Origin of the sequence: Salipiger pentaromativorans (genome assembly GCF_024721115.1) — a bacterium.
Classification (GTDB): domain Bacteria; phylum Pseudomonadota; class Alphaproteobacteria; order Rhodobacterales; family Rhodobacteraceae; genus Salipiger; species Salipiger pentaromativorans.
The window spans coordinates 11,629-30,349 of the sequence record NZ_JAMDHK010000015.1 but is presented as its reverse complement, the minus strand read 5'-3'; the positions used below and the strand labels follow the sequence as shown (position 1 = coordinate 30,349).

16 protein-coding genes are annotated in these 18,721 nt (G+C 61.0%); 2 read left to right on the top strand and 14 right to left on the bottom strand.

The window, feature by feature from the left end; genetic code table 11:
• Window positions 1–84: 84 nt before the first annotated feature.
• The 9 genes from M4578_RS19200 to M4578_RS19160 all read right to left on the bottom strand — a co-directional run bounded on the left by M4578_RS19200 (window position 85) and on the right by M4578_RS19160 (window position 10,139).
• On the bottom strand, window positions 85–903 hold the full coding sequence (locus tag M4578_RS19200) for an MBL fold metallo-hydrolase (RefSeq protein WP_028093934.1): 819 nt from the start codon (window positions 901–903) through the stop codon (window positions 85–87).
• A 201-nt stretch (window positions 904–1,104) separates the two neighbouring features.
• Window positions 1,105–1,671, bottom strand: a complete 567-nt coding sequence (locus tag M4578_RS19195) for a biotin transporter BioY (RefSeq protein ID WP_035366645.1) — start codon at window positions 1,669–1,671, stop codon at window positions 1,105–1,107.
• Between the two features lie 48 nt (window positions 1,672–1,719).
• Window positions 1,720–2,886, bottom strand: a complete 1,167-nt coding sequence (locus tag M4578_RS19190) for an acyl-CoA dehydrogenase family protein (RefSeq protein WP_035366643.1) — start codon at window positions 2,884–2,886, stop codon at window positions 1,720–1,722.
• Window positions 2,883–4,886 (bottom strand): acetyl/propionyl/methylcrotonyl-CoA carboxylase subunit alpha, encoded by a 2,004-nt coding sequence (locus M4578_RS19185; protein ID WP_258094893.1) that lies wholly within the window; start codon window positions 4,884–4,886, stop codon window positions 2,883–2,885. The genes M4578_RS19190 and M4578_RS19185 overlap by 4 nt, the downstream gene beginning before the upstream one ends.
• A complete protein-coding gene (locus M4578_RS19180) occupies window positions 4,883–5,677 on the bottom strand; it encodes a crotonase/enoyl-CoA hydratase family protein (protein ID WP_088652137.1) in 795 nt (264 codons plus the stop codon). The genes M4578_RS19185 and M4578_RS19180 overlap by 4 nt, the downstream gene beginning before the upstream one ends.
• A gap of 9 nt (window positions 5,678–5,686) precedes the next feature.
• Window positions 5,687–7,285, bottom strand: coding sequence for an acyl-CoA carboxylase subunit beta (locus M4578_RS19175; RefSeq protein ID WP_258094892.1), 1,599 nt, complete (start codon window positions 7,283–7,285; stop codon window positions 5,687–5,689).
• A gap of 4 nt (window positions 7,286–7,289) precedes the next feature.
• The gene (locus M4578_RS19170; protein WP_028093929.1) at window positions 7,290–7,919 is read right to left on the bottom strand and encodes a TetR/AcrR family transcriptional regulator; all 630 of its coding nucleotides are present in this window, start codon (window positions 7,917–7,919) and stop codon (window positions 7,290–7,292) included.
• Window positions 7,920–8,099: 180 nt separating this feature from the next.
• Window positions 8,100–8,930: an SDR family NAD(P)-dependent oxidoreductase gene (locus tag M4578_RS19165; RefSeq protein ID WP_088652139.1), complete on the bottom strand. Its 831-nt coding sequence runs from the start codon at window positions 8,928–8,930 to the stop codon at window positions 8,100–8,102.
• A 24-nt stretch (window positions 8,931–8,954) separates the two neighbouring features.
• Window positions 8,955–10,139 carry a lipid-transfer protein gene (locus M4578_RS19160; RefSeq protein ID WP_100931403.1) on the bottom strand — a complete coding sequence of 395 codons (1,185 nt, stop codon included), beginning with the start codon at window positions 10,137–10,139 and terminating at the stop codon, window positions 8,955–8,957.
• A gap of 294 nt (window positions 10,140–10,433) precedes the next feature.
• On the opposite strand from M4578_RS19160, the gene M4578_RS19155 reads away from it, so the two are divergent.
• A complete protein-coding gene (locus tag M4578_RS19155; protein WP_088652141.1) occupies window positions 10,434–11,045 on the top strand; it encodes an acyltransferase in 612 nt (203 codons plus the stop codon).
• 114 nt (window positions 11,046–11,159) lie between these two features.
• Here M4578_RS19155 and M4578_RS19150 read toward each other — a convergent pair whose 3' ends face one another.
• The 5 genes from M4578_RS19150 to M4578_RS19130 are packed head-to-tail and all read right to left on the bottom strand — an operon-like array spanning window position 11,160 to window position 17,361.
• The gene (locus tag M4578_RS19150) at window positions 11,160–12,767 is read right to left on the bottom strand and encodes an acyl-CoA carboxylase subunit beta (protein WP_258094891.1); all 1,608 of its coding nucleotides are present in this window, start codon (window positions 12,765–12,767) and stop codon (window positions 11,160–11,162) included.
• A gap of 2 nt (window positions 12,768–12,769) precedes the next feature.
• The gene (locus M4578_RS19145) at window positions 12,770–13,273 is read right to left on the bottom strand and encodes an acyl-CoA carboxylase biotin carboxyl carrier protein subunit (RefSeq protein WP_258094890.1); all 504 of its coding nucleotides are present in this window, start codon (window positions 13,271–13,273) and stop codon (window positions 12,770–12,772) included.
• The gene (locus tag M4578_RS19140; RefSeq protein ID WP_258094889.1) at window positions 13,273–14,742 is read right to left on the bottom strand and encodes an acetyl-CoA carboxylase biotin carboxylase subunit; all 1,470 of its coding nucleotides are present in this window, start codon (window positions 14,740–14,742) and stop codon (window positions 13,273–13,275) included. The genes M4578_RS19145 and M4578_RS19140 overlap by 1 nt, the downstream gene beginning before the upstream one ends.
• A gap of 12 nt (window positions 14,743–14,754) precedes the next feature.
• Complete coding sequence (locus M4578_RS19135; protein WP_088652145.1) at window positions 14,755–16,554, bottom strand: acyclic terpene utilization AtuA family protein; 1,800 nt, start codon at window positions 16,552–16,554, stop codon at window positions 14,755–14,757.
• Between the two features lie 21 nt (window positions 16,555–16,575).
• The gene (locus M4578_RS19130; RefSeq protein WP_100931404.1) at window positions 16,576–17,361 is read right to left on the bottom strand and encodes an enoyl-CoA hydratase-related protein; all 786 of its coding nucleotides are present in this window, start codon (window positions 17,359–17,361) and stop codon (window positions 16,576–16,578) included.
• Window positions 17,362–17,494: 133 nt separating this feature from the next.
• Between M4578_RS19130 and M4578_RS19125 the strand changes: the two genes are divergently transcribed.
• Window positions 17,495–18,709: an acyl-CoA dehydrogenase family protein gene (locus M4578_RS19125; protein WP_088652188.1), complete on the top strand. Its 1,215-nt coding sequence runs from the start codon at window positions 17,495–17,497 to the stop codon at window positions 18,707–18,709.
• Window positions 18,710–18,721: the final 12 nt, after the last annotated feature.

Sequence of the window (18,721 nt, the reverse complement as noted above, 5' to 3'; positions counted from 1 at the left end):
GGTTCGCCCACAGGGAGGTGGTAGAGGGCGAAACCTATTGAAAATATGTGGATTTCATTTGAACTATTTGGCGCATAATCCATCTTATGTTAATTTCCAGACTCCGCCATCTTGTACCACCCGCGACTCAGACAACAGCTTCTCCAGATGCGCCGCAACGTTTCGTTCTGCGGCCATTGCGATATGTGGGTCGGTTTTCTGGTAGACGGAAGCGGCGATATTCTGGACCGAACCCGGGGTGTTTGAGAGGTGGGCGAGGATCTCCGCCTCGCGACGCATGCGGTTGGAAAGCAACCGTTTGACGTAAGGTTGCGGATCCCGGAGTATAGGTCCGTGCCCCGGACAGTAGATCCTATCGTCGCGCTCAATCAGCCGCTGTAGCTGCGCGCAGTAGTCGTGCATGTTTCCGTCAGGGGGGCTGACGATCGAACTGTTCCAGCTCATAACGTGGTCGCCCGTGAAGAGCACTCCGTCAGGTCTCGCGAAACAAAGGTGGTCGCTCGCGTGACCAGGTGTGTGCAGGACGGTAAGACCGGCAATGACCTGTCCGTCCTCCAGAAACCGGTCAGGTCGAAATGCATCGTCAGGGAATGCCCGTGAGGCATAAACAGGTGCGTCTGTCCGTGCTCGCAGGGCTGGGACGACTCCAAAATGATCAGAATGGTGGTGTGTGAGCAGAATCCCGGATGGTTTGGCCCCCAAATTTTCGATGATTGCCTCGAAATGTGTACTGTCTTCTGCTGGGCCGGGGTCGATTATGAACCGACCATCAGGCGTATCAATGATGTAGCTATTTGTCCCGTGGTAGGTCATCTTTCCGGGATTGTTCGCGACGATCCTCAGAATTCCAGGGGCCAATTCGACTCCCTTCGCGCGGCAAGGCTCCGGCTCTGAGAAAAACATGCTGCTTCTTTTCATTGTGTGCGACCAGTTATTGATTGCGAACAATCCGGTTCGCACAGTTTTGTGCGTTGCTCTCGCATGGCGCCGGAAACCTCAGGCTGGCGTCCGGTGCCTACCAAATCTGGCATCGGACCATTTCAACTTATATCGGACTAAGACCGTATGAGACTAAAACAGTCTGATACGGTCTTGGGCTGGCAGTCACACAGCGCGGCGATTATGGTAAGCAGAATACAGAACTACAGCAATTGTCGCCTTCGTCAGATCCCCGATCAGGAATGGGTAAAGCCCGGCGTTCAGCAATTCCTCGCCATAACCGACAAAGCCACCCAACCAGAACAGCCCTGCGCAATACATGAGTATCGAGCCCGAAAAGACCGCGACAGATGCTCTGAATGAAGGCCAAAGTCCTTGCAGTGCTTGAACAACCCAACCGGCAGCCGCCGCTGCAAGTGCGAAGCCTACCAGGTATCCGCCTGTGGGACCCGCGATATATGCCAGTCCTGCCGGAGCCGGAGGCGTGCCTGCGAAGACCGGCAGGCCAAGCAGACCTTCAAAAAGGTATGTCACAACAACAAGACTACTACGCACCGGCCCCAGGAAAAGACCCAGACCCAAGACAACCAAGGTCTGTGTAGACATAGGTACGGGGTAGAACGGCACCACGATTTTGGCGGATATTGTCAGAAGAATTGTGCCGACGAGTATTATCGAGATCTCTCGGGTCAGTCTTGCGACTGATCGGCTTTGAGTGGTTTCCAGATTCATCTTTTTCGTCCTTGTTTCTGTAGATTGTTACTTTTTTGGATAGTAAGCTCACATGCGCTTGGCGACTTCTTCCAACATGACTTCGCTCGCCCCGCCGCCGATGGCCTGCACACGGGCATCGCGTGACATGCGTTCCACCGGTGTTTCGCGCATATAGCCCATACCGCCATGAAACTGGACGCAGTCATAGAGCACGCTGTTCACCAGTTCGCCGCAATAGGCTTTGACCATCGAGACCTCTTTCACGCAGTCACGGCCCGCGGCATCCAAACCGGCGGCGTGATAGACCAGCTGACGCCCTGCCACGATCCGCGTCTGACAGTCGGCCAGTCGCTGGCGCACGGCCTGCTTGTCCCAAAGAGCGCCGCCAAAGGCCTTGCGCTGCTTGACGTAATCCACAGTTATGTCCAGCGCGGTTTGCGCCTCGGCACAGGCCATCGCACCCAGCACGATGCGTTCGTTCTGGAAGTTCTTCATTACCGAATAGAAGCCGTGGTTGACCTCGCCCAAAACGTTTTCGGTCGGGATGCGGACTTCTTCGAAGATCAGTTCGGCAGTGTCCGAGCACAGCCAGCCGGTCTTATTCAACGCCCGGCCCACCGAAAAGCCCGGCGTGCCCTTTTCGACCGCGAACATGGTGATCCCGCGCGACCCCTTGGCATCGGGATCGGTCTTGGCACCGACAAAGTAGAGATCGCCATGCACGCCGTTGGTGATGAACATCTTGGTGCCGTTCAGCACCCAGTCCGACCCGTCCCGCACCGCGCGGGTGCGCATGCCGGCCACGTCCGAGCCCGCGCCCGGTTCAGTCACAGCAACGGCGGTGATCATTTCGCCCGAGACGATCGACGGCATCCAGCGCGCCTTCTGTTCGGGCGTGCCGGCGTTTTCCAGATGCGGCGAGGCCATGTCGGTGTGGACCAGAACCGTGGCCGAGAACCCGCCGAAAGTGGATCGCCCGACCTCTTCGGCCAAAACCACGCTGGACATCACGTCCAGCCCCGCGCCGCCATACTGTTCGTCATAGCGCATCCCCAGCACGCCGAGATCACCCATCCGGCGCAGCACGTCGCGGGGTACCTTGCCCTCCTCCTCCCAAGGCTCGGCCTTGGCGATCACCTCGGCTTCAATGAACCGGCGCAACTGGTTGCGGATCAACTCGAGGTCTTCGTTGAACGGGCCGGTGACCTGAGTAATGCTGTCTTGTCTGGTCATGTGTTTTCCTCTGGATCGAGTTTGATAAGTGGGGCGTGCCCGGCGACCGTATCGCCGGGTGCACAATAGATTTCAGTCACCACGCCCGCGACCGGCGCGGGCAGGCTTTGCAACAGCTTCATGGCCTCAAGCACCACCAGGGTGTCACCGGCTTTGACGCGGTCGCCGAGTGCGACGCGCACCTCGGCCACGGCGCCGGGCATGGGTGCGGACAACAGGTCAGCGACGCCAGACCCGCCGGTGGCACGTTGCAGATGCTGGTCTTCCAGCGTACGCAGGTCTGTCGCGGTCATTCCAGCAGGGGTTTGCAGGTGCACTCGCCAGTGACTCGGCGCGCGCACGACGTAAGCGATGCGCGAAAACGGAACCCCATCGATGCGTCCGCTCAGTCGGCATCCTGTTAAAGCGGCACTCTCGACCGTGATGGTCTGGCCGTCCGGCTGAATGGCAGTCAACCCCGACCCGGAGCCGTTCATGCGGATCGGTTCGTCTTTGGTTGTGTCCCAATAGAAGGCCGCGCCGGACTGTCTCGCAGGGGCTGTGAGTCGCCATGACCCCAGGCTTTCCCAGGGCGACGCGCCCGCCGGCACGAGACGCAGATGCAGCGCCATCGCGGCAAAGGCCATGTCCCGGGGATCAGCGGACGGTTCAGTCCAGCCGCCTGGAAACATCTCGGGCAGGCCCGAGGTATGGTGACGGAACGCCGCAAAATCCGGGTGTGTCAGCAACGCGCGCTGATAGGCCAGGTTCAGACCGACGCCACCGACGGCAAAGGCATCCATTGCGACGACCGCCTGACGGATCGCACCGGCCCGGTCCGGCGCGTGGACGATCAGCTTGGCAATCATCGAATCGTAATGGTGGCTGACGACCGAGCCTGCCTCGACCCCGGTATCGAGCCGCACGCCGGCGGGCGGAGCCCAAAGGCTGATCTCGCCCGTTTCGGGGCGGAAATTCTCGGCCGGGTTTTCGGCGGCGATGCGGATTTCAATCGCGTGCCCGTCGAATTTCACATCCGATTGCGCCAGTGTCAGCGGCTCGCCCCGCGCGATGCGCAACTGCCATTCAACAAGGTCGATGCCGGTGATTGCCTCAGTCACGGGGTGTTCGACCTGCAAGCGGGTGTTCATTTCCAGAAAGTAGTATTCACCGCGCCCGGGGTCATAGAGGTATTCCACCGTCCCGGCGGAGCGATAGCCGATCGCCAGCGCCAACCGCACCGCTGCAGCACGCATGCGGTCGCGCACAGCCTCGGGAAGATCGGCGGCGGGGGCTTCTTCGATCAGCTTTTGGTGGTTGCGTTGCAGCGAACAATCGCGGTCGCCCAGATGCAGCACGGTGCCGTGAGTGTCGCCCAGAACCTGCACTTCGACGTGGCGGGCACGGGGCGCATAGCGTTCGAGGAACACCGCCGGATCGCCGAAGGCGCTCTGCGCTTCGGCCCGGGCAGATGCAATCGCTTCGGGTGCGTCGCCCAGATCGGAGACAAGCCGCATCCCGCGTCCGCCGCCGCCGGCGCTGGCCTTGACCAGAAAGGGGGTGCCAAGCGCCTCGGCCTCTTGCAGCAGGCGCGCGTCGGACTGATCCTCGCCGCGATAGCCGGGCAGGACGGGCACGCCTGCGGCTTCGGCGGCAGCCTTGGCCTCGATCTTGGAGCCCATCCGCGCGATAGCGTCGGGTTCCGGCCCGATGAACACAAGGCCCGCCGCCTCGACCGCCGCCGCGAAACCGGCATTCTCAGACAGAAAACCATAGCCCGGGTGCACCGCACCCGCGCCCGTCGCCCGCGCGGCCTCAAGGATGGCCTCGACGTTCAAATAACTGTCCGACGGGGCGGCTCCGCCGATGCAGACGGCATGATCGGCCTCGGCCACGAAGGGCGCGTCGCGGTCCGCCTCTGAGAACACCGCTACGTTTTCCAGCCCCAGTTTGCGGCACCCGCGCTGGATGCGCCGGGCAATCTCGCCCCGGTTGGCGATCAAAACGCGGGTGAAGCTCATTTCACCCGCCATGACGGAACGCCCTTGTTGATGAAGCTGTTGATGCCTTCGATACCTTCCTCCGTCTCCCACGCATCGGCCAGCCGGTCGGCGGTGTAGATCATATTGGTCTCCAGATCGTGGGACGCGACATAGGCGATCAGCGCCTTGGTATCGGCCACGGCACCCGGCGCGGCCTGAAGGTGATCATGCACCAACCGGTTCACCGTGGCGTCCAGGTCGGTCGGCGCGACAACTTCGGTCAACAGACCGATCCGCTCGGCGCGGACCGTGTCGAACAACGCCCCTGACAGCATGGTTTCACGCGAATGCACCTTGCCGATGCGGGCCACCACATAAGGCGATATATTCGCGGGCAGAAGGCCCAGTTTGACCTCGGTCAGACCGAAGCGCGCGTCTTCGGCGCCGATGGTGTAGTCGCAGACGGAGATCATGCCGACACCGCCACCGTAGGCCGGGCCGTTGATCCGCCCGATCAAGGGCTTAGGCAGCGTGTCAAGACGGCGCAACAGCAGCGCCAGCGTGGCGCTTTGTGCGACCCTTTCACTACGGGTTTTCTCGACGTTAGAGGCGAACCAGTTGAAATCGCCGCCCGCGCAGAAGCTCTTGCCCGCGCCGGTCAGGACCACAATACGCACATCGTCATCTGCAGCCAGCTTTTCTGCGGCATCGTATAGCTCTGCGATCAATTCGCCATTCAGCGCGTTGTGTTTGTCGGGGCGGTTGAGCGTCAGCGTGGCGACGCCGCGCGCATCAGTTTCGACAAGGATCGTGTTGTAGGTATTGGTCAACTTGAAGCCTCACATTCTGAATACAGGCGTATGGCGACCGGCTTCGGGCACCGATGTCACGATGGCCAGGCACAGGCCAAGGATATCGCGGGTTTGCGCGGGTTCGATCAGCCCGTCATCCCAAAGCCGCGAGGTGGCATAATAGGGATCGGACTGTTCACCATACTGGGCCCGAACCTGCTCCTCGATCAGCTTCATGTCGGCCTCCATCTTGCCCGGGTCGCCCCCTTTCTGGCGGCGCAGTTCCAGCATCACATTTGTGGCGATGTCGGCAGACATGGTGGCCAGTTCCGCCGTGGGCCAGGCAAAGAGAAAATTCGGGGCGAAACCACGTCCGCACATGCCGTAGTTGCCTGCCCCGTATGAGCCGCCCAAGAGGACCGACAGGCGCGGCACCTTGGCAACCGACATGGCATAGACCAGCTTGGCACTGTCTTTGGCAATGCCGCCGCGCTCGGCTTCGGTGCCGACCATGAAGCCCGAGATGTTGTGGAGGAACAAAAGCGGTATGTTGCGTTGATCGCACATCGACACGAATTGCGCGCCCTTGAGCGAACTGTCGGACACAAGCGCACCGTTGTTGGCCAGAATGCCAACCCGGTATCCATGGATGCACGCTGTGCCACAGACCAGCGTCTCACCCCATCCGGGCTTGAATTCGCGGAATTCGCCGGCGTCGATCATGCGCAGCAGAACCTCGCGCATGTCATAGGGCTGTTTGCGATCGGCGCTGATGACGCCAAGCAGTTCCTGGGGATCATGCGCGGGCGGCTGTGGTACCTTGTCGGGCTGCATCGCGCGCGACTGGCCCAGCTCGGCCACGATGTCGCGCATGAGTGCCAATGCGTGGTACTCGTCCTCGGCCAGATGGTCGGACACCCCCGAAACACGCGAATGCATCTCGGCCCCGCCCAGCGTTTCGCCATCGACCTCTTCGTTGATCGCCACCTTGACGATCGACGGCCCGCCCAGATGGATGCGCGCGTTGCCGCGCACCATGATGACCTCGTCCGACAGGGCCGGGATATAGGCCCCACCGGCCGTGCAGCCTCCAAAGACCGCCGAGATCTGCGGCAGACCGCTCGCCGACATGTTGGTCTGGCGATAAAAGGAATTGCCGAAATGCCGGGCATCGGGGAAGACCCTGTCCTGCTCTGGCAGATAGGCACCGCCGCAATCCACCAGATAGAGGCAGGGCAGCCGGTTCTCGGCTGCGATTTCCTGGGCGCGGATGTGTTTCTGCACGGTTTCGTGATAGAAGGAACCACCCTTCACTGTCGCATCGTTGGCGATCACAACGCAGGGCAGCCCGTGGACGATCCCGATACCGGTCACGATCCCCGCACCGGGCACCTCGCCTCCATATTGACCGTAGGCGGCAAGCGACGACAACTCAAGAAATGCAGTGCCCGGATCCACCAGCAGGTCGATCCGTTCGCGGACCAGCAGCTTGCCGCGCTTGCGATGCCGCGCGACCATGTCGGGGCGGCCGCCAGCCGTTGCTTCGGCGATCCGCGCACGCAGCGTTTCGACGCGCTCGCTTTGTGCGGCGTGGTTGCGGGTGTAGGTCTCTGATGCGGTCAGCACCGCTGTTTCAAGACGTGCCATGTAGTCAGGTATCCTGTCTTTGGAGTATCCCGTTGAGGAACACATCGGCATAGGTGCGTGACAACGCATCGGCGCTACCGCGGTCCGGGTCGAACCAATCGAGCGTGGCGTTCAATGTACCGATCAGCATCAGGCGCAGGCGACGGATATCGACGTCTTGCTTCAGCGTGCCATCTTTCTTAAGCTGGGACAGAAGACTGTCCCACTCTGCCTCATAGGCCCTTCGCGTGGGCAAGTTGGCATCCCGGACGGATTGCGGCACCTGCCCGAAAATACGCACATTCGCCGATGTATAATCGCTCACATCAAGAAGCGCGCGCAAATGCGCCCGGATCGCAGAGCGCAGGATCGTTTCGCCATCGGTATCGGCTGGCAGGTCGGTGATGGCGTCTCTCATACTCGCGTGAACGACCCGAATCCCTGCATCAAGAACGGCCGCGACGATCTCGTCCTTGGAACCGAAATGATAGTATATGCTACCCGCCTTGATCCCGGCGGCCTCGGCAATTTTTCGGAGCGAAACGGACCCGTAGCCTTGTTCGCGGAAAAGCCGCGCGGCAATGTCCAGCACCCCGTCCCGTCCGACCGCGCTGCGCGATGTCTCGTTGACTTTGCTTGCAGTGCTTTGTGCCATAGACCTTCGTTTCGCCTCAGCGCCTAACTAACGCCTGTTAGGTCAATAGCGCAAGTGAGTCAATCGTCTTAATCGTGCCCGATTGGAGTTTGCGGGAAATTCCGCATGGGCGACCGCCAAGAGGCCGCCCAGACAACAATGTGCTTGCCCGGACCCCGTTATCGGCTCCGGGCAAATGCTTTAGATCACGAAACCGCCGCCACATATGACGTGCTGCCCCGAAATGAAGTTCGATTCCGGCGCACAGAACAGATAGACGGCACCGGCAGCTTCTTCCGGAGTGCCGACCCGGCCCAGCGGGATCATGCGCTCCATCTGGGACAGGAGATCGGGATTCACGCCGACCTTGATCTCTTTTTCGTCGACCTTGATTGTGCTGTTGCCATCAGCGCTACCTTCAGTCAGGCGGGTGCGGATCGGGCCGAAGGCGACGGCGTTGACGTTGACCTTGTAGCGGCCCCATTCCTTGGCCATCGTCCGGGTGACACCCAGGATGCCGGCCTTGGCGGCGGAATAGTTGATCTGGCCGGCATTCCCGCCAGTGCCCGCGATTGACGAGATGTTGACCACCTTGCGGAACACTTCATGTCCGGCGGCGGCCTCTTCCTTTGCCTTGGCGCTGATCACCGGCTGCGCGGCGCGCAGGATCCTGAAGGGGGCCGTCAGGTGAACGTCGATGATCGCCTGCCACTGTTCGTCGGTCATTTTCTGAACGACGCTGTCCCAGGTATAGCCCGCATTGTTCACGATGATGTCCAGCCCGCCAAAGCTGTCCATACCGGTCTTGATGAACCGTTCGGCAAATCCGTCTTCGGTGACGCTGCCGGCACAGACCACGGCCTCAGCTCCCATTGCGCGCAACGCCTCGGCGGTTTCATTGGCCGGATCGGCGTCCAGATCGTTGATCACCAGCCGGGCCCCTTCCGACGCGAGTTTGAGAGCGATTTCGCGGCCAATGCCCCGGCCCGAGCCCGTGACCAGCGCCACGCGCCCGTCGAGTTTTCCAGTCATATTAATTCCTCCCGAAGGGCGCTATCAGGCTTTTTCATAAAGCGTGGCGACGCAGGCCCCGCCGAGGCCAAGGTTGTGCTGAAGCGCCAGTCGCGCGCCATCGACCTGCCGAGCATCGGCCTGGCCGCGAAGTTGCTGAACAAGCTCAGTGCATTGCGCAAGTCCGGTCGCGCCCAGAGGATGCCCTTTGGACAACAGACCGCCAGACGGGTTGGTCACGTACTTGCCGCCATAGGTGTTGTCGCCATCATCGACAAACTTCGCCGCTTCGCCGCGACCGCAAAGGCCAAGCGCCTCATAGGTGATAAGCTCGTTGTGAGCGAAACAGTCGTGCAGTTCGACCACATCCACGTCCTCGGGCCCGATGCCGGCGGCCTCGTAGACCTGATCGGCGGCGCGCTTGGCCATCGAAAAGCCGACCACTTCGCGCATGTCATGGGCTCCGAAAGTTTCCGGGCCGTCCGTTGTCATTGCCTGCGCCGCGATCCGAACGGAACTGTCGAGTCCGTGCTTGTCGGCGAATTCCTTGGAACAGATAATTGCCGCCGCTGCGCCACAGGTTGGCGGGCAGGCCATGAGCTTGGTCATCACGCCCGGCCAGACGACCTGGGCCGCCATGACATCCTCGGCGGTGACTTCCTGCCGGAACAGGGCCACCGGATTTTTGGCCGCATGCCGGCTGGCCTTGGCGCGGATCTTTGCGAAGGTCTCAAGGGGCGTGCCGAACTCATCCATATGCGCCTTGCCCGCACCGCCGAAGTACCGCAGTGCCAGCGGGATCTCGGCACTGCCAACCAGATCGTCGGTTTCTGCGTCGAAAGCTGCAAACGGGCTGACCCGATCATGGAACATTGCACCGATTGCGCCGGGCTGCATCTGCTCGAACCCAAGCGCCAGAGCACATTCCACCGCGCCGCTTTCCACGGCCTGACGCGCCAGGAACAGGGCGGACGACCCCGTCGAGCAGTTGTTGTTCACATTCAGAACCGGGATGCCGGTCATTCCAACATGGTACAGGGCGCGCTGGCCGCAAGTGCTGTCGCCATAGACATAGCCCACATAGGCCTGTTGGATTTTGTCGTAGTCCAGACCCGCGTCGGCCAGAGCGGAACGGGTCGCCGCGGTTGCCATCACATCGTAGCTCTCGGATTTCCCCGGCTTCTGGAACGGGACCATCCCGACGCCGACGACATAGGCTTTATCTGACATTTCTCTCTCTCAGGTTTGGACTGGCCTGCATTATACAAGTGCCATTGCATTTTCTACCGTTTGTTAGAATTTACATGACGCCACGCGGACCTGTCAACACGATCACACTGTGGAGTATGGTGCTTGTCGAAGTTTCTAACATATGTTTGGTTGTTCGCGCTGCCTGTCTCGGAAGTCCGGGCAATTTTCGGTCCAGACCTCTGAGTCTGACCATGGCCTGACACAGCGAATGATGCATTTGGGATGTCTGGATTTCGCGACCATTGGTTTACAGACTACGAAAGGGCAAGAAAAATGGCGCATTGCTATGAATTCAAAGGGTTTATACCCGTTGTTCCCGATGATACATATGTCCATCCTCAGGCCGTTCTGATCGGAAATGTCATCTTGGGTCATGGATGCTACATCGGACCCGGCGCAAGCCTGCGGGGCGATTTCGGCAGAATCGTGATCGGTGACGGCGCCAATGTACAGGATAACTGCATCATCCATTCCTTTCCCGGCCGCGACGCCGTCGTGGAAACCGACGGTCACATCGGCCATGGCGCGATCCTGCACGGCTGCACAATTGGCCGGAACGCTCTGGTCGGGATGAATGCCGTCATAATGGATGGTGTAGATCTTGGCGCGGAATCGATTGTCGGCGCGCAGGCGTTTTTGCGCGGCGAAACTGTGATTCCGCCCCGTTCGATGGTGGTCGGTTCGCCGGCAAAGGTGATCCGGGAGGTCAGCGAGAAAGAAGTCGCGTGGAAAACACGCGGCACCGCGGAATACCAGCAACTTGCGCGCGACTGTCTGGCCGGATTGATGCCGGTCGAGCCGCTGAAGACGGTCGAGGCAGACCGGCCCGGGATGGTGGCCTCTGACGTCGTCTCCATTCAGGAGGCGCGGCGGACATCGTCCTGACCTCTCCAGGCACCGGACCGGGGCGGGTTTAAGAAGCGGCCCGAAGCGGCAGGACCTATCTGAAAACGGGCGACACGACCGTTTCCCGGTGTATCGCCCGAGCCCCTCAAGCCGTTACAGACGGAAGATCCCGTAGTGCGGATCGTCGATCGGTGCATTTAGCGAGGCGGATATAGATATTCCAAGCGCGTTGCGAGTGTCTGCCGGGTCAAGAATGCCATCGTCCCACAATTCCGAGGTCGAGGTATAGGCCTCGACATCCCTTTTGTACTTTTCCAGCACAGGCTCTCGGATGGCGGCGATTTCCTCTTCGGTCAGCTCTTTGCCTTCACGCTGAAGCTGCCGGATCTTGACGTCCGCCATGGTGTTGGCGGCCTGATCCGCGCCCATCACGCCGATTTCGGCCTGGGGCCACATGAACAGCGTGCGCGCATCCCAGGCCCGCCCACACATGCCGTAATTACCGGCCCCGTAAGAGGCATTGGCGATCACTGTGAACTTCGGCACGACCGAGCCGCCCTGCGCCATCAGCATCTTGGCGCCGTCCTTGGCGATGCCGCGCTCTTCATATTCGCGGCCGACCATGTAGCCGGTGATGTTCTGGAAGAAGACCAGGGGCGTCCGGTTCTGATTGCAAAGCTGCATGAAATGCGCCGCCTTGAGCGAACTGTCGTTGAACAAAACCCCATTGTTGGCAAGGATGCCGACCTTGTAACCCCAGATATGGGCAAAGCCGCAAACCATCGTGGTGCCATAGTCGGGCTGGTATTCGTGAAAGCGCGAGCCATCGACGATCCGCGCCAGAACCTCGCGCATATCAAACTGGGTTTTCCGGTCCTTGGGGATGATCCCATAAAGCTCCTTGGGGTCGTAGTATGGCTCTTCAAAAGCGGCGGTTTCGATGATCGTTTTCGGGGTGCGCTTCCATTGGCTGACAATCTCGCGCGCCAGTGAAAAGGCGTGCTGTTCAGTGGCGGCTCGGTAGTCGCCGGTTCCCGAAACCGAGGTATGCATGACCGCCCCACCAAGTTCCTGAACACCGACCTCTTCGCCGGTGGCCGCCTTGACCAGCGGGGGACCGCCAAGGAAAATCGCGCCTGTGCCTTCGATGATGATGTTGTAGTCGCTCAGCGTCGGCACATAGGCACCGCCAGCCGTGCAGTGTCCGCCGACCACGGCAATCTGCGGGATATTGGCCTGGCTCAGCTTGACCTGGTTGCGGAACACCCGCCCGCCCAGATACCGGTCGGGAAACACCCCGTGCTGCAGCGGCAGGAAACCGCCCGCGCTGTCGCAGATATGGATGACCGGCAGGCGGTTTTCCAGCGCGACATCCAGAAGACGCACGACCTTTTTGACCGTATGTGGATACCAAGCCCCGCCCTTGACGCTGGCGTCGTTGGCGTGGATGGCGACCTCGCGACCTTGCACGATACCGATGCCCGTCACCACAGCGGCGCCAGGCACGGTGCCATCGTATTCGCGACAGGCGGCAAGTGTGGAAAACTCCAAAAACGGAGTGCCGGGGTCCAGCAGCAGTTTCAACCGCTCGCGCACGCCCAGTTTGTTCTGGCGGGCAAGGCGGTCGATATCGCGTTGCGGACGTTCGAAACGCGCCGCGTGCTGGCGGGCGTGGAATTCCTTCAGCCGTTCAGACATGGCGGCGAAATTTGCCTTGTAGTCGGCGGCATTGGTGTCGATCTGACTTTCAATCCTGCGCATTGTCACTCCTCCTCCGGGGCCAATTGGGCCAGGATGTCTTTCAGACCAAAACTGTCGCCTTCGGCGAATGGCATTTCGGCAACGACCCCGCCGCGCGGCGCCGTCAGTGTGGTTTCCAACTTCATGCTTTCGATCACCAGAAGCGGCTGGCCTTCTTCAACCGCATCGCCGGGTTTGACCGCAACCGACACCACGACACCCGGCATGGGCGCCACCAATCGGTCGTCGCTCGCGCCACCGTCGCTGCCGGCCAGGCGTTCGGCGGGATCAACCCGTCCGACTTCGTAGGTCCGGCCGTTCATGTGCACAAAAGTTGCTTCCGGCCCCACTGCCAGTCGCAGTTCGCGCACAACACCCTTGGCCCGCAACGTATACCCGCCCGGCAGACCCGTCGGGTCCAATTGGCAGGCAACAGCGCGAGTGGGGGTATGAAGCACGAACCGGCTGCCATCATGACCCAGCCAGCAATCTGTCTCTTCTCCGTCGATTTGAAAAATCCGTTGCATCAGTTTCTCCACCCGCCCATCTTGCGGTACATTTCCGGTATCTGCATGACCTCAATCACCAGCCGCTCGTCCGATAGGGCTGCCGCCGCCATCAGCAGGTCAGTGACATCTTCGCCCGTTGCAGTCAGCGTTTCGGATTGTTCCGCCAGGAACCCGGTTGAAACTTCCCCCGAGGCGAAATCCGGATGAGCTAGGATCGCATCCAGGTAACCGGTGTTGGTCGTCACCCCGAGGACCACATAGTTTTGCACCGCTTGCCGGGCACGGGCGATCGCCTGCGCGCGATCCTGGCCATGCACGATCAGCTTGGACAACATCGGATCAAAGTCGGTCGTTACCTTGCCACCGTCCAGAATGCCGCTGTCCACCCGCACGCCGGGCCCAGTGGGTTCGTCCAGCAGCAGGATATCGCCGACCGCGGGGCGAAAATCGACCGTCGCATCCTCAGCACAGATGCGCAGCTCGATCGAATGCCCGGTTTGAGGAATATCCGCCTGCACGGCGCTCAGCCCGTCGCGCGCCGCGACACGCAGTTGCTCAGCAACCAGATCGAAGCCGGTCACCATCTCGGTCACCGGATGTTCGACCTGAAGGCGGGTGTTCATTTCCAGGAAGTAAAAGGTCCCGTCCTGCGCATAGATGAATTCGACGGTCCCAGCCCCGCGATAGTTGACGGCGCTGGCAATACCTGCGGCGGTTTCGCAGATCTCGTTCCGTTGTTCGGGAGTCAGCGCCGGTGACGGCGTTTCCTCGATAATCTTCTGGAACCGGCGCTGGATCGAACATTCGCGTTCCCAGAAATGGACCACTTTACCCTGCCCGTCGCCCATCACCTGCACCTCGATATGGCGCGGACTTTCAATATAGCGCTCGACGAACAGCCGCCCGTCACCGAAATACCGCTCGCCTTCGCGGCGTGCGGTTTCGATTTCGGTCTCCAGCGTGCTGTCCTCGCGTACGACGCGCATGCCCTTGCCGCCACCGCCGGCCGAGGGCTTGATGAGCAGCGGATAGCCAACGGCGCGGGCGCGTTCGACAAAGTTCGCCGGATCATCATCCTCGATGGCCGAGGGGGCGACGGGAAACCCGCGTTCCTCGACAAAGGCGCGGGCGCGGACCTTGTCCCCCATCAGGTCGATGACCTCGGACGTCGGGCCGACAAAGGTCACTCCGGCTTTTTCCAGCGCCGCGACAAAACCGGCATTCTCTGACAGAAAGCCATAGCCGGGATGAACCGCGTCCGCGCCGATCCCTTTGGCGGCTTCGACGATCTGAGGAATATCGAGATAGGCGGCCACGGGCGTCGGGCCCTCGATCATCACGACCTCATCTGCGATCAGATGCGCCGGCCCCTCTTGCTCGGCGACATGACGCAACACGGCAGTCGCAAGCCCGCGGGCCTTAGCGGTGCGCAACACGCGCGCCGCGATCTCGCCCCGATTGGCGACCAGGAGTTTCGAAATGGTCATGGTGTCGTCCTCTTAGTTCCGGGCCGCGGCATTCAGTCCGTCACGTGCGGCCAGATCGGCTGGCACGGGAATTTCGATATCAAGCAGCATCTGCGCGAACCCTTTGCCCTGCGGGTCTATGCGGACCGAGGCGATGCCGCCACCGCCAAGCGATTCATGCAACAGGAAATTCAGCGAATGGCTTCCAGGCAAGTCGAACCGTTCTACCCTGCCGTCGCAGACATGGGAGAAATAGTCCTTCACCACCTCTTCGCTGAGAGCCGAGCGGATATATGGCAGGTAGTCCGGCTTGCGCGCGAGGATGCCGATATTGGCGATGTCCCCCTTGTCGCCCGAGCGGCCCCAGGCCAAATCGACGAGGCGGACCTTGACAACGTCCGGACCGGGCTCGCGGCTATCTGCGGGCGGTGCGGCAGGCGGATCAAGGTGGACTGGCGTAGTGGCCACGCTCACGGGCACATCCTTGCCGTCGACCTCGACCGCGACGGGGGTTTCGGCCTTGCTCTGAAGGAAGGAAAATAGACGGACCACCGGCTGCACCTTTGGCCGTCCGGCGAAGAACCCGGTCAGACCCTGCGCGGTCGAAATCGCCATCGGTGCGATTTCGCCGGCAAAAATGTTCAGCGCGGCGCGATCGTCATGGACCGCGCCGATCTTGAGCACCACCTCGCGGGTCCGGGCGCGCGCATTTGCGCCATAGGCCGCCTCGGCCCCCAGCACCTCGACGCTGACCTGCCGGAAATCTCCCATGTTGCGGTCGCGGAAAATCCGGCGACAGCGGGTCAGGATCGCCTCGGCCACACGTTCGGCCTTGGCGGGTGCGTCAATCGCAGCCAGTGTCAGGGTAGAGACCGCGCGCCAGCCATCGGCATGGGTCGCCGACACCTTGTAGCTGTCGGTGCGCCCAAGCCCCCTGCCGCCCTTGACCAGCACCCGGTCGGGTCCGACCTGTTCCAGGGTGACCCCGGACCAGTCGCAGATCACGTCGGGCAACAGGTAGGCGCGCGGGTCCCCGATTTCATAGAGCATCTGCTCTCCGACTGACCCGGGCACGACCAGCCCGCCGGTGTCAGGCGTCTTGGTCATGATGAAACTGCCGTCTTCGGACACCTCGACGATGGGCATGCCCATATTGTCCCAACCCGGCACGTCCTGCCAGTCGGTGAAGTTGCCGCCGGTTCCCTGGGGGCCGCATTCGATCAGGTGGCCGGCCAGCGATCCCTGGCTGAGCTTGTCCCAGTCATCGTCGCCCCAGCCGTATTCATGCATCAGGGGACCAAGCGCGACCGCGCTGTCGGCGCAGCGTCCGGTGATCACGATGTCGGCCCCGGCATCCAGCGCGGCAGCGATGGGGCGGGCACCCAGATAGGCATTCATGCTCCAGATATCATCTGGAAATGCGACACCCGAGAACATTTCCGTCTGACCGTTTTTGCGAATTTCATCGGCCCTGGGCAACAGGTCATCGCCTAGCACGACTCCGATGGACAGATCGATTCCGGCCTGGGCGGCGGCTTTGGCAAGCGCATCGCGGCAGCCACGCGGGTTCACGCCCCCTGCATTGGCAACGACCTTGATCCCTTTTGCCTTGATATCCGGCAACCAGGGTGCCAGCGCCTTGACGAAGTCCGGCGCATAGCCCGACTCGGGCGCTTTGGCGCGGGCCCGCGCCATCAGCGACATTGTCACCTCCGCCAGATAGTCAAACACCAGATAGTCGATCTCGGCCTTTGAGACCAGTTGACCGATCGCTTCCGGCGTATCGCCCCAGAAGCCCGACGCGCATCCGATGCGCAGCTTTCGTTCCGACATATTCCTCTCCTCCCCGTTTGATCAGCGGCCCGTCCATTCAGGTTTGCGCTTCTCAATAAAGGCATCAAAGCCTTCGCGCGCGTCTTCGGTCTGTGCTACTCGCGGTAACAGTGTTTCTGCAAACCGCATCTGCTGCGGATAGGTCATGTCCTCCATCGCGTGACAGGCGTATTTTCCCAGCCGGATCGCGCTCGGCGATTGCGCAGCAATCTGGGCAACCAGTTCTGCAACCTTGTCGTCCAACCCCGCGGCATCGGTCACATAGTTGACCAGATTGAACTGCAGGGCTTCCTCGGCCGTCAGAGGAACGCCGGTGATGAACATCTCCATCAGCCTCCGCCGGGGCAGCACGCGCATCATGGGTGGCACGATCGTCATGGGAAACAGACCTACCTTCACTTCCGGCGTTCCGATGCGGGCATGATCCACCATCACAGCCAGATCGCAGGCACAGATGATGCCCGCCCCCGCCCCCATCGCGATGCCATTGATGCGCGCGATCGTTGGCTTTCGGCACGCCTGTATCGTCTCGAACAACCTTCCGGCAAAATGATCCGGGTCCGCCGGATCCTGAACAAACGGGCCGCCATCCGCCCCCGCCTTGATGTCGCCCCCGGCACAGAAGGCGCGCTCGCCCTCGCCGGTCAGAACGATCACGCGACAATCGCTGTCCCTCTCGGCAGCACATACGGCGGCAATGATCCCGTCTGCGACCTCACGGTTGAGGGCATTTCGATTATCAGGACGTCGAATCGTGATACGCACTTCTTTGCCGAGCGCCTGCGATTGAACAACGCTCTCAGTCATTTCCGAAGCTCCCCCCTGTATTTAGGACACCGCGCTTTCTTACGTCAGGTCGTCAAAAGCTTGGCTTGATCTATTTTCTAACATGTGTTTGATTTTGGTCAACACGGCGGACGACATTTTTCGGGAGGATGATATGACGACTCAAAGTGAGGCTCTCGCGGCTGATCTGAAGGCCATCAGGGCAAACTATTCGTTGACCGATGAGCAGCGCCAGATTGTCGATCACGTGGATCGAGTATCGCGCGAGGTGCTGCATCCGCTACAGGCGCGCATGGACGAAGAGGAGTGGTGGCCCGACGATCTGTTCAAGCAGATGGGCGAACTGGGCCTTCTGGGCATCACCGCGCCCGAGGAGCTGGGTGGCTCCGGACAGAATGAATTTACCCAGGCGCTGGTCTCTGAGGTGATATCAAAATGGAACCCTGCCGTGGGACTGTCACATGGCGCACATGACAACCTGTGCCTGAACAACCTTCTACGCAACGGCTCGGAGGAGCAGGTCAAGAAATATGTGCCCGGCCTATGCTCGGGCGACTTGGTTGGTGCTCTGGGTTTGACAGAGCCGGGCGCGGGGTCAGATGCGCTTGGGTCCATGGCGACCACCGCGCGCCGCGACGGCGACGACTATATCATCAACGGCTCGAAGATCTACATCACCAACGGGCCGATTGCCGATGTGATCCTGCTTTATGCCAAGACCGACAAATCGAAGGGCGCCAAGGGCATTTCTGCTTTCATCATCGAGACGGACAATCCTGGTTTCAAGGTGGCGCAAAAGCTTGACAAGATGGGCTTCCGCGGCTCGCCAACCGGAGAACTGGTGTTTGAGGATTGCCGCGTACCCGCATCCGCCATGGTTGGACAGGAAAACACCGGCGTTTCGGTGGTAATGAGCGGACTGGATCTGGAACGCGCCATGGTCGCATCGGTCTGTGTCGGCATGGCCGAACGCGCGCTGGAACTGGGGCTGGAATACGCCAAGATTCGCGAACAGTTCGGCAAGCCAATTGCAAGTTTCCAGATGATGCAGTCGAAACTGGCCGAGATCTACACCGAGGTCGAAACGGCACGCGCCTTCGGGTATCGGGCGCTGGCCGCCTGTACGGGCCTGCCGAAAGGCGCCGGGGGCCGTGGCGAAATCCACAAGCTGACCGCGGCGGCCTGTCTTTACGCAGGCGAGGCATTCAACAAGGCGGTCACCGAAGCCTGCCATATACATGGTGGCTCCGGCTACATGCAGGACACCGAAATCAACCGGCTCTACCGCGCCAACAAGCTGTTGGAGATCGGCGCTGGAACAAGCGAAGTCCGCAAGATCATCATTGCCGAAGAACTTTTGCGCGCCTGAGGGAGACGAGAC

Excerpts from the sequence above, each read along its gene's own strand:
- M4578_RS19145 (WP_258094890.1), bottom strand. The coding sequence starts at position 13,273 with ATGCAACGGATTTTTCAAATCGACGGAGAAGAGACAGATTGCTGGCTG.
- M4578_RS19160 (WP_100931403.1), bottom strand. The coding sequence starts at position 10,139 with ATGTCAGATAAAGCCTATGTCGTCGGCGTCGGGATGGTCCCGTTCCAG.
- M4578_RS19185 (WP_258094893.1), bottom strand. The coding sequence starts at position 4,886 with ATGAGCTTCACCCGCGTTTTGATCGCCAACCGGGGCGAGATTGCCCGG.
- M4578_RS19130 (WP_100931404.1), bottom strand. The coding sequence starts at position 17,361 with ATGACTGAGAGCGTTGTTCAATCGCAGGCGCTCGGCAAAGAAGTGCGT.
- M4578_RS19200 (WP_028093934.1), bottom strand. The coding sequence starts at position 903 with ATGTTTTTCTCAGAGCCGGAGCCTTGCCGCGCGAAGGGAGTCGAATTG.
- M4578_RS19155 (WP_088652141.1), top strand. The coding sequence starts at position 10,434 with ATGGCGCATTGCTATGAATTCAAAGGGTTTATACCCGTTGTTCCCGAT.
- M4578_RS19140 (WP_258094889.1), bottom strand. The coding sequence starts at position 14,742 with ATGACCATTTCGAAACTCCTGGTCGCCAATCGGGGCGAGATCGCGGCG.
- M4578_RS19195 (WP_035366645.1), bottom strand. The coding sequence starts at position 1,671 with ATGAATCTGGAAACCACTCAAAGCCGATCAGTCGCAAGACTGACCCGA.
- M4578_RS19175 (WP_258094892.1), bottom strand. The coding sequence starts at position 7,285 with ATGGCACGTCTTGAAACAGCGGTGCTGACCGCATCAGAGACCTACACC.
- M4578_RS19190 (WP_035366643.1), bottom strand. The coding sequence starts at position 2,886 with ATGACCAGACAAGACAGCATTACTCAGGTCACCGGCCCGTTCAACGAA.
- M4578_RS19170 (WP_028093929.1), bottom strand. The coding sequence starts at position 7,919 with ATGGCACAAAGCACTGCAAGCAAAGTCAACGAGACATCGCGCAGCGCG.
- M4578_RS19165 (WP_088652139.1), bottom strand. The coding sequence starts at position 8,930 with ATGACTGGAAAACTCGACGGGCGCGTGGCGCTGGTCACGGGCTCGGGC.
- M4578_RS19135 (WP_088652145.1), bottom strand. The coding sequence starts at position 16,554 with ATGTCGGAACGAAAGCTGCGCATCGGATGCGCGTCGGGCTTCTGGGGC.
- M4578_RS19150 (WP_258094891.1), bottom strand. The coding sequence starts at position 12,767 with ATGCGCAGGATTGAAAGTCAGATCGACACCAATGCCGCCGACTACAAG.
- M4578_RS19125 (WP_088652188.1), top strand. The coding sequence starts at position 17,495 with ATGACGACTCAAAGTGAGGCTCTCGCGGCTGATCTGAAGGCCATCAGG.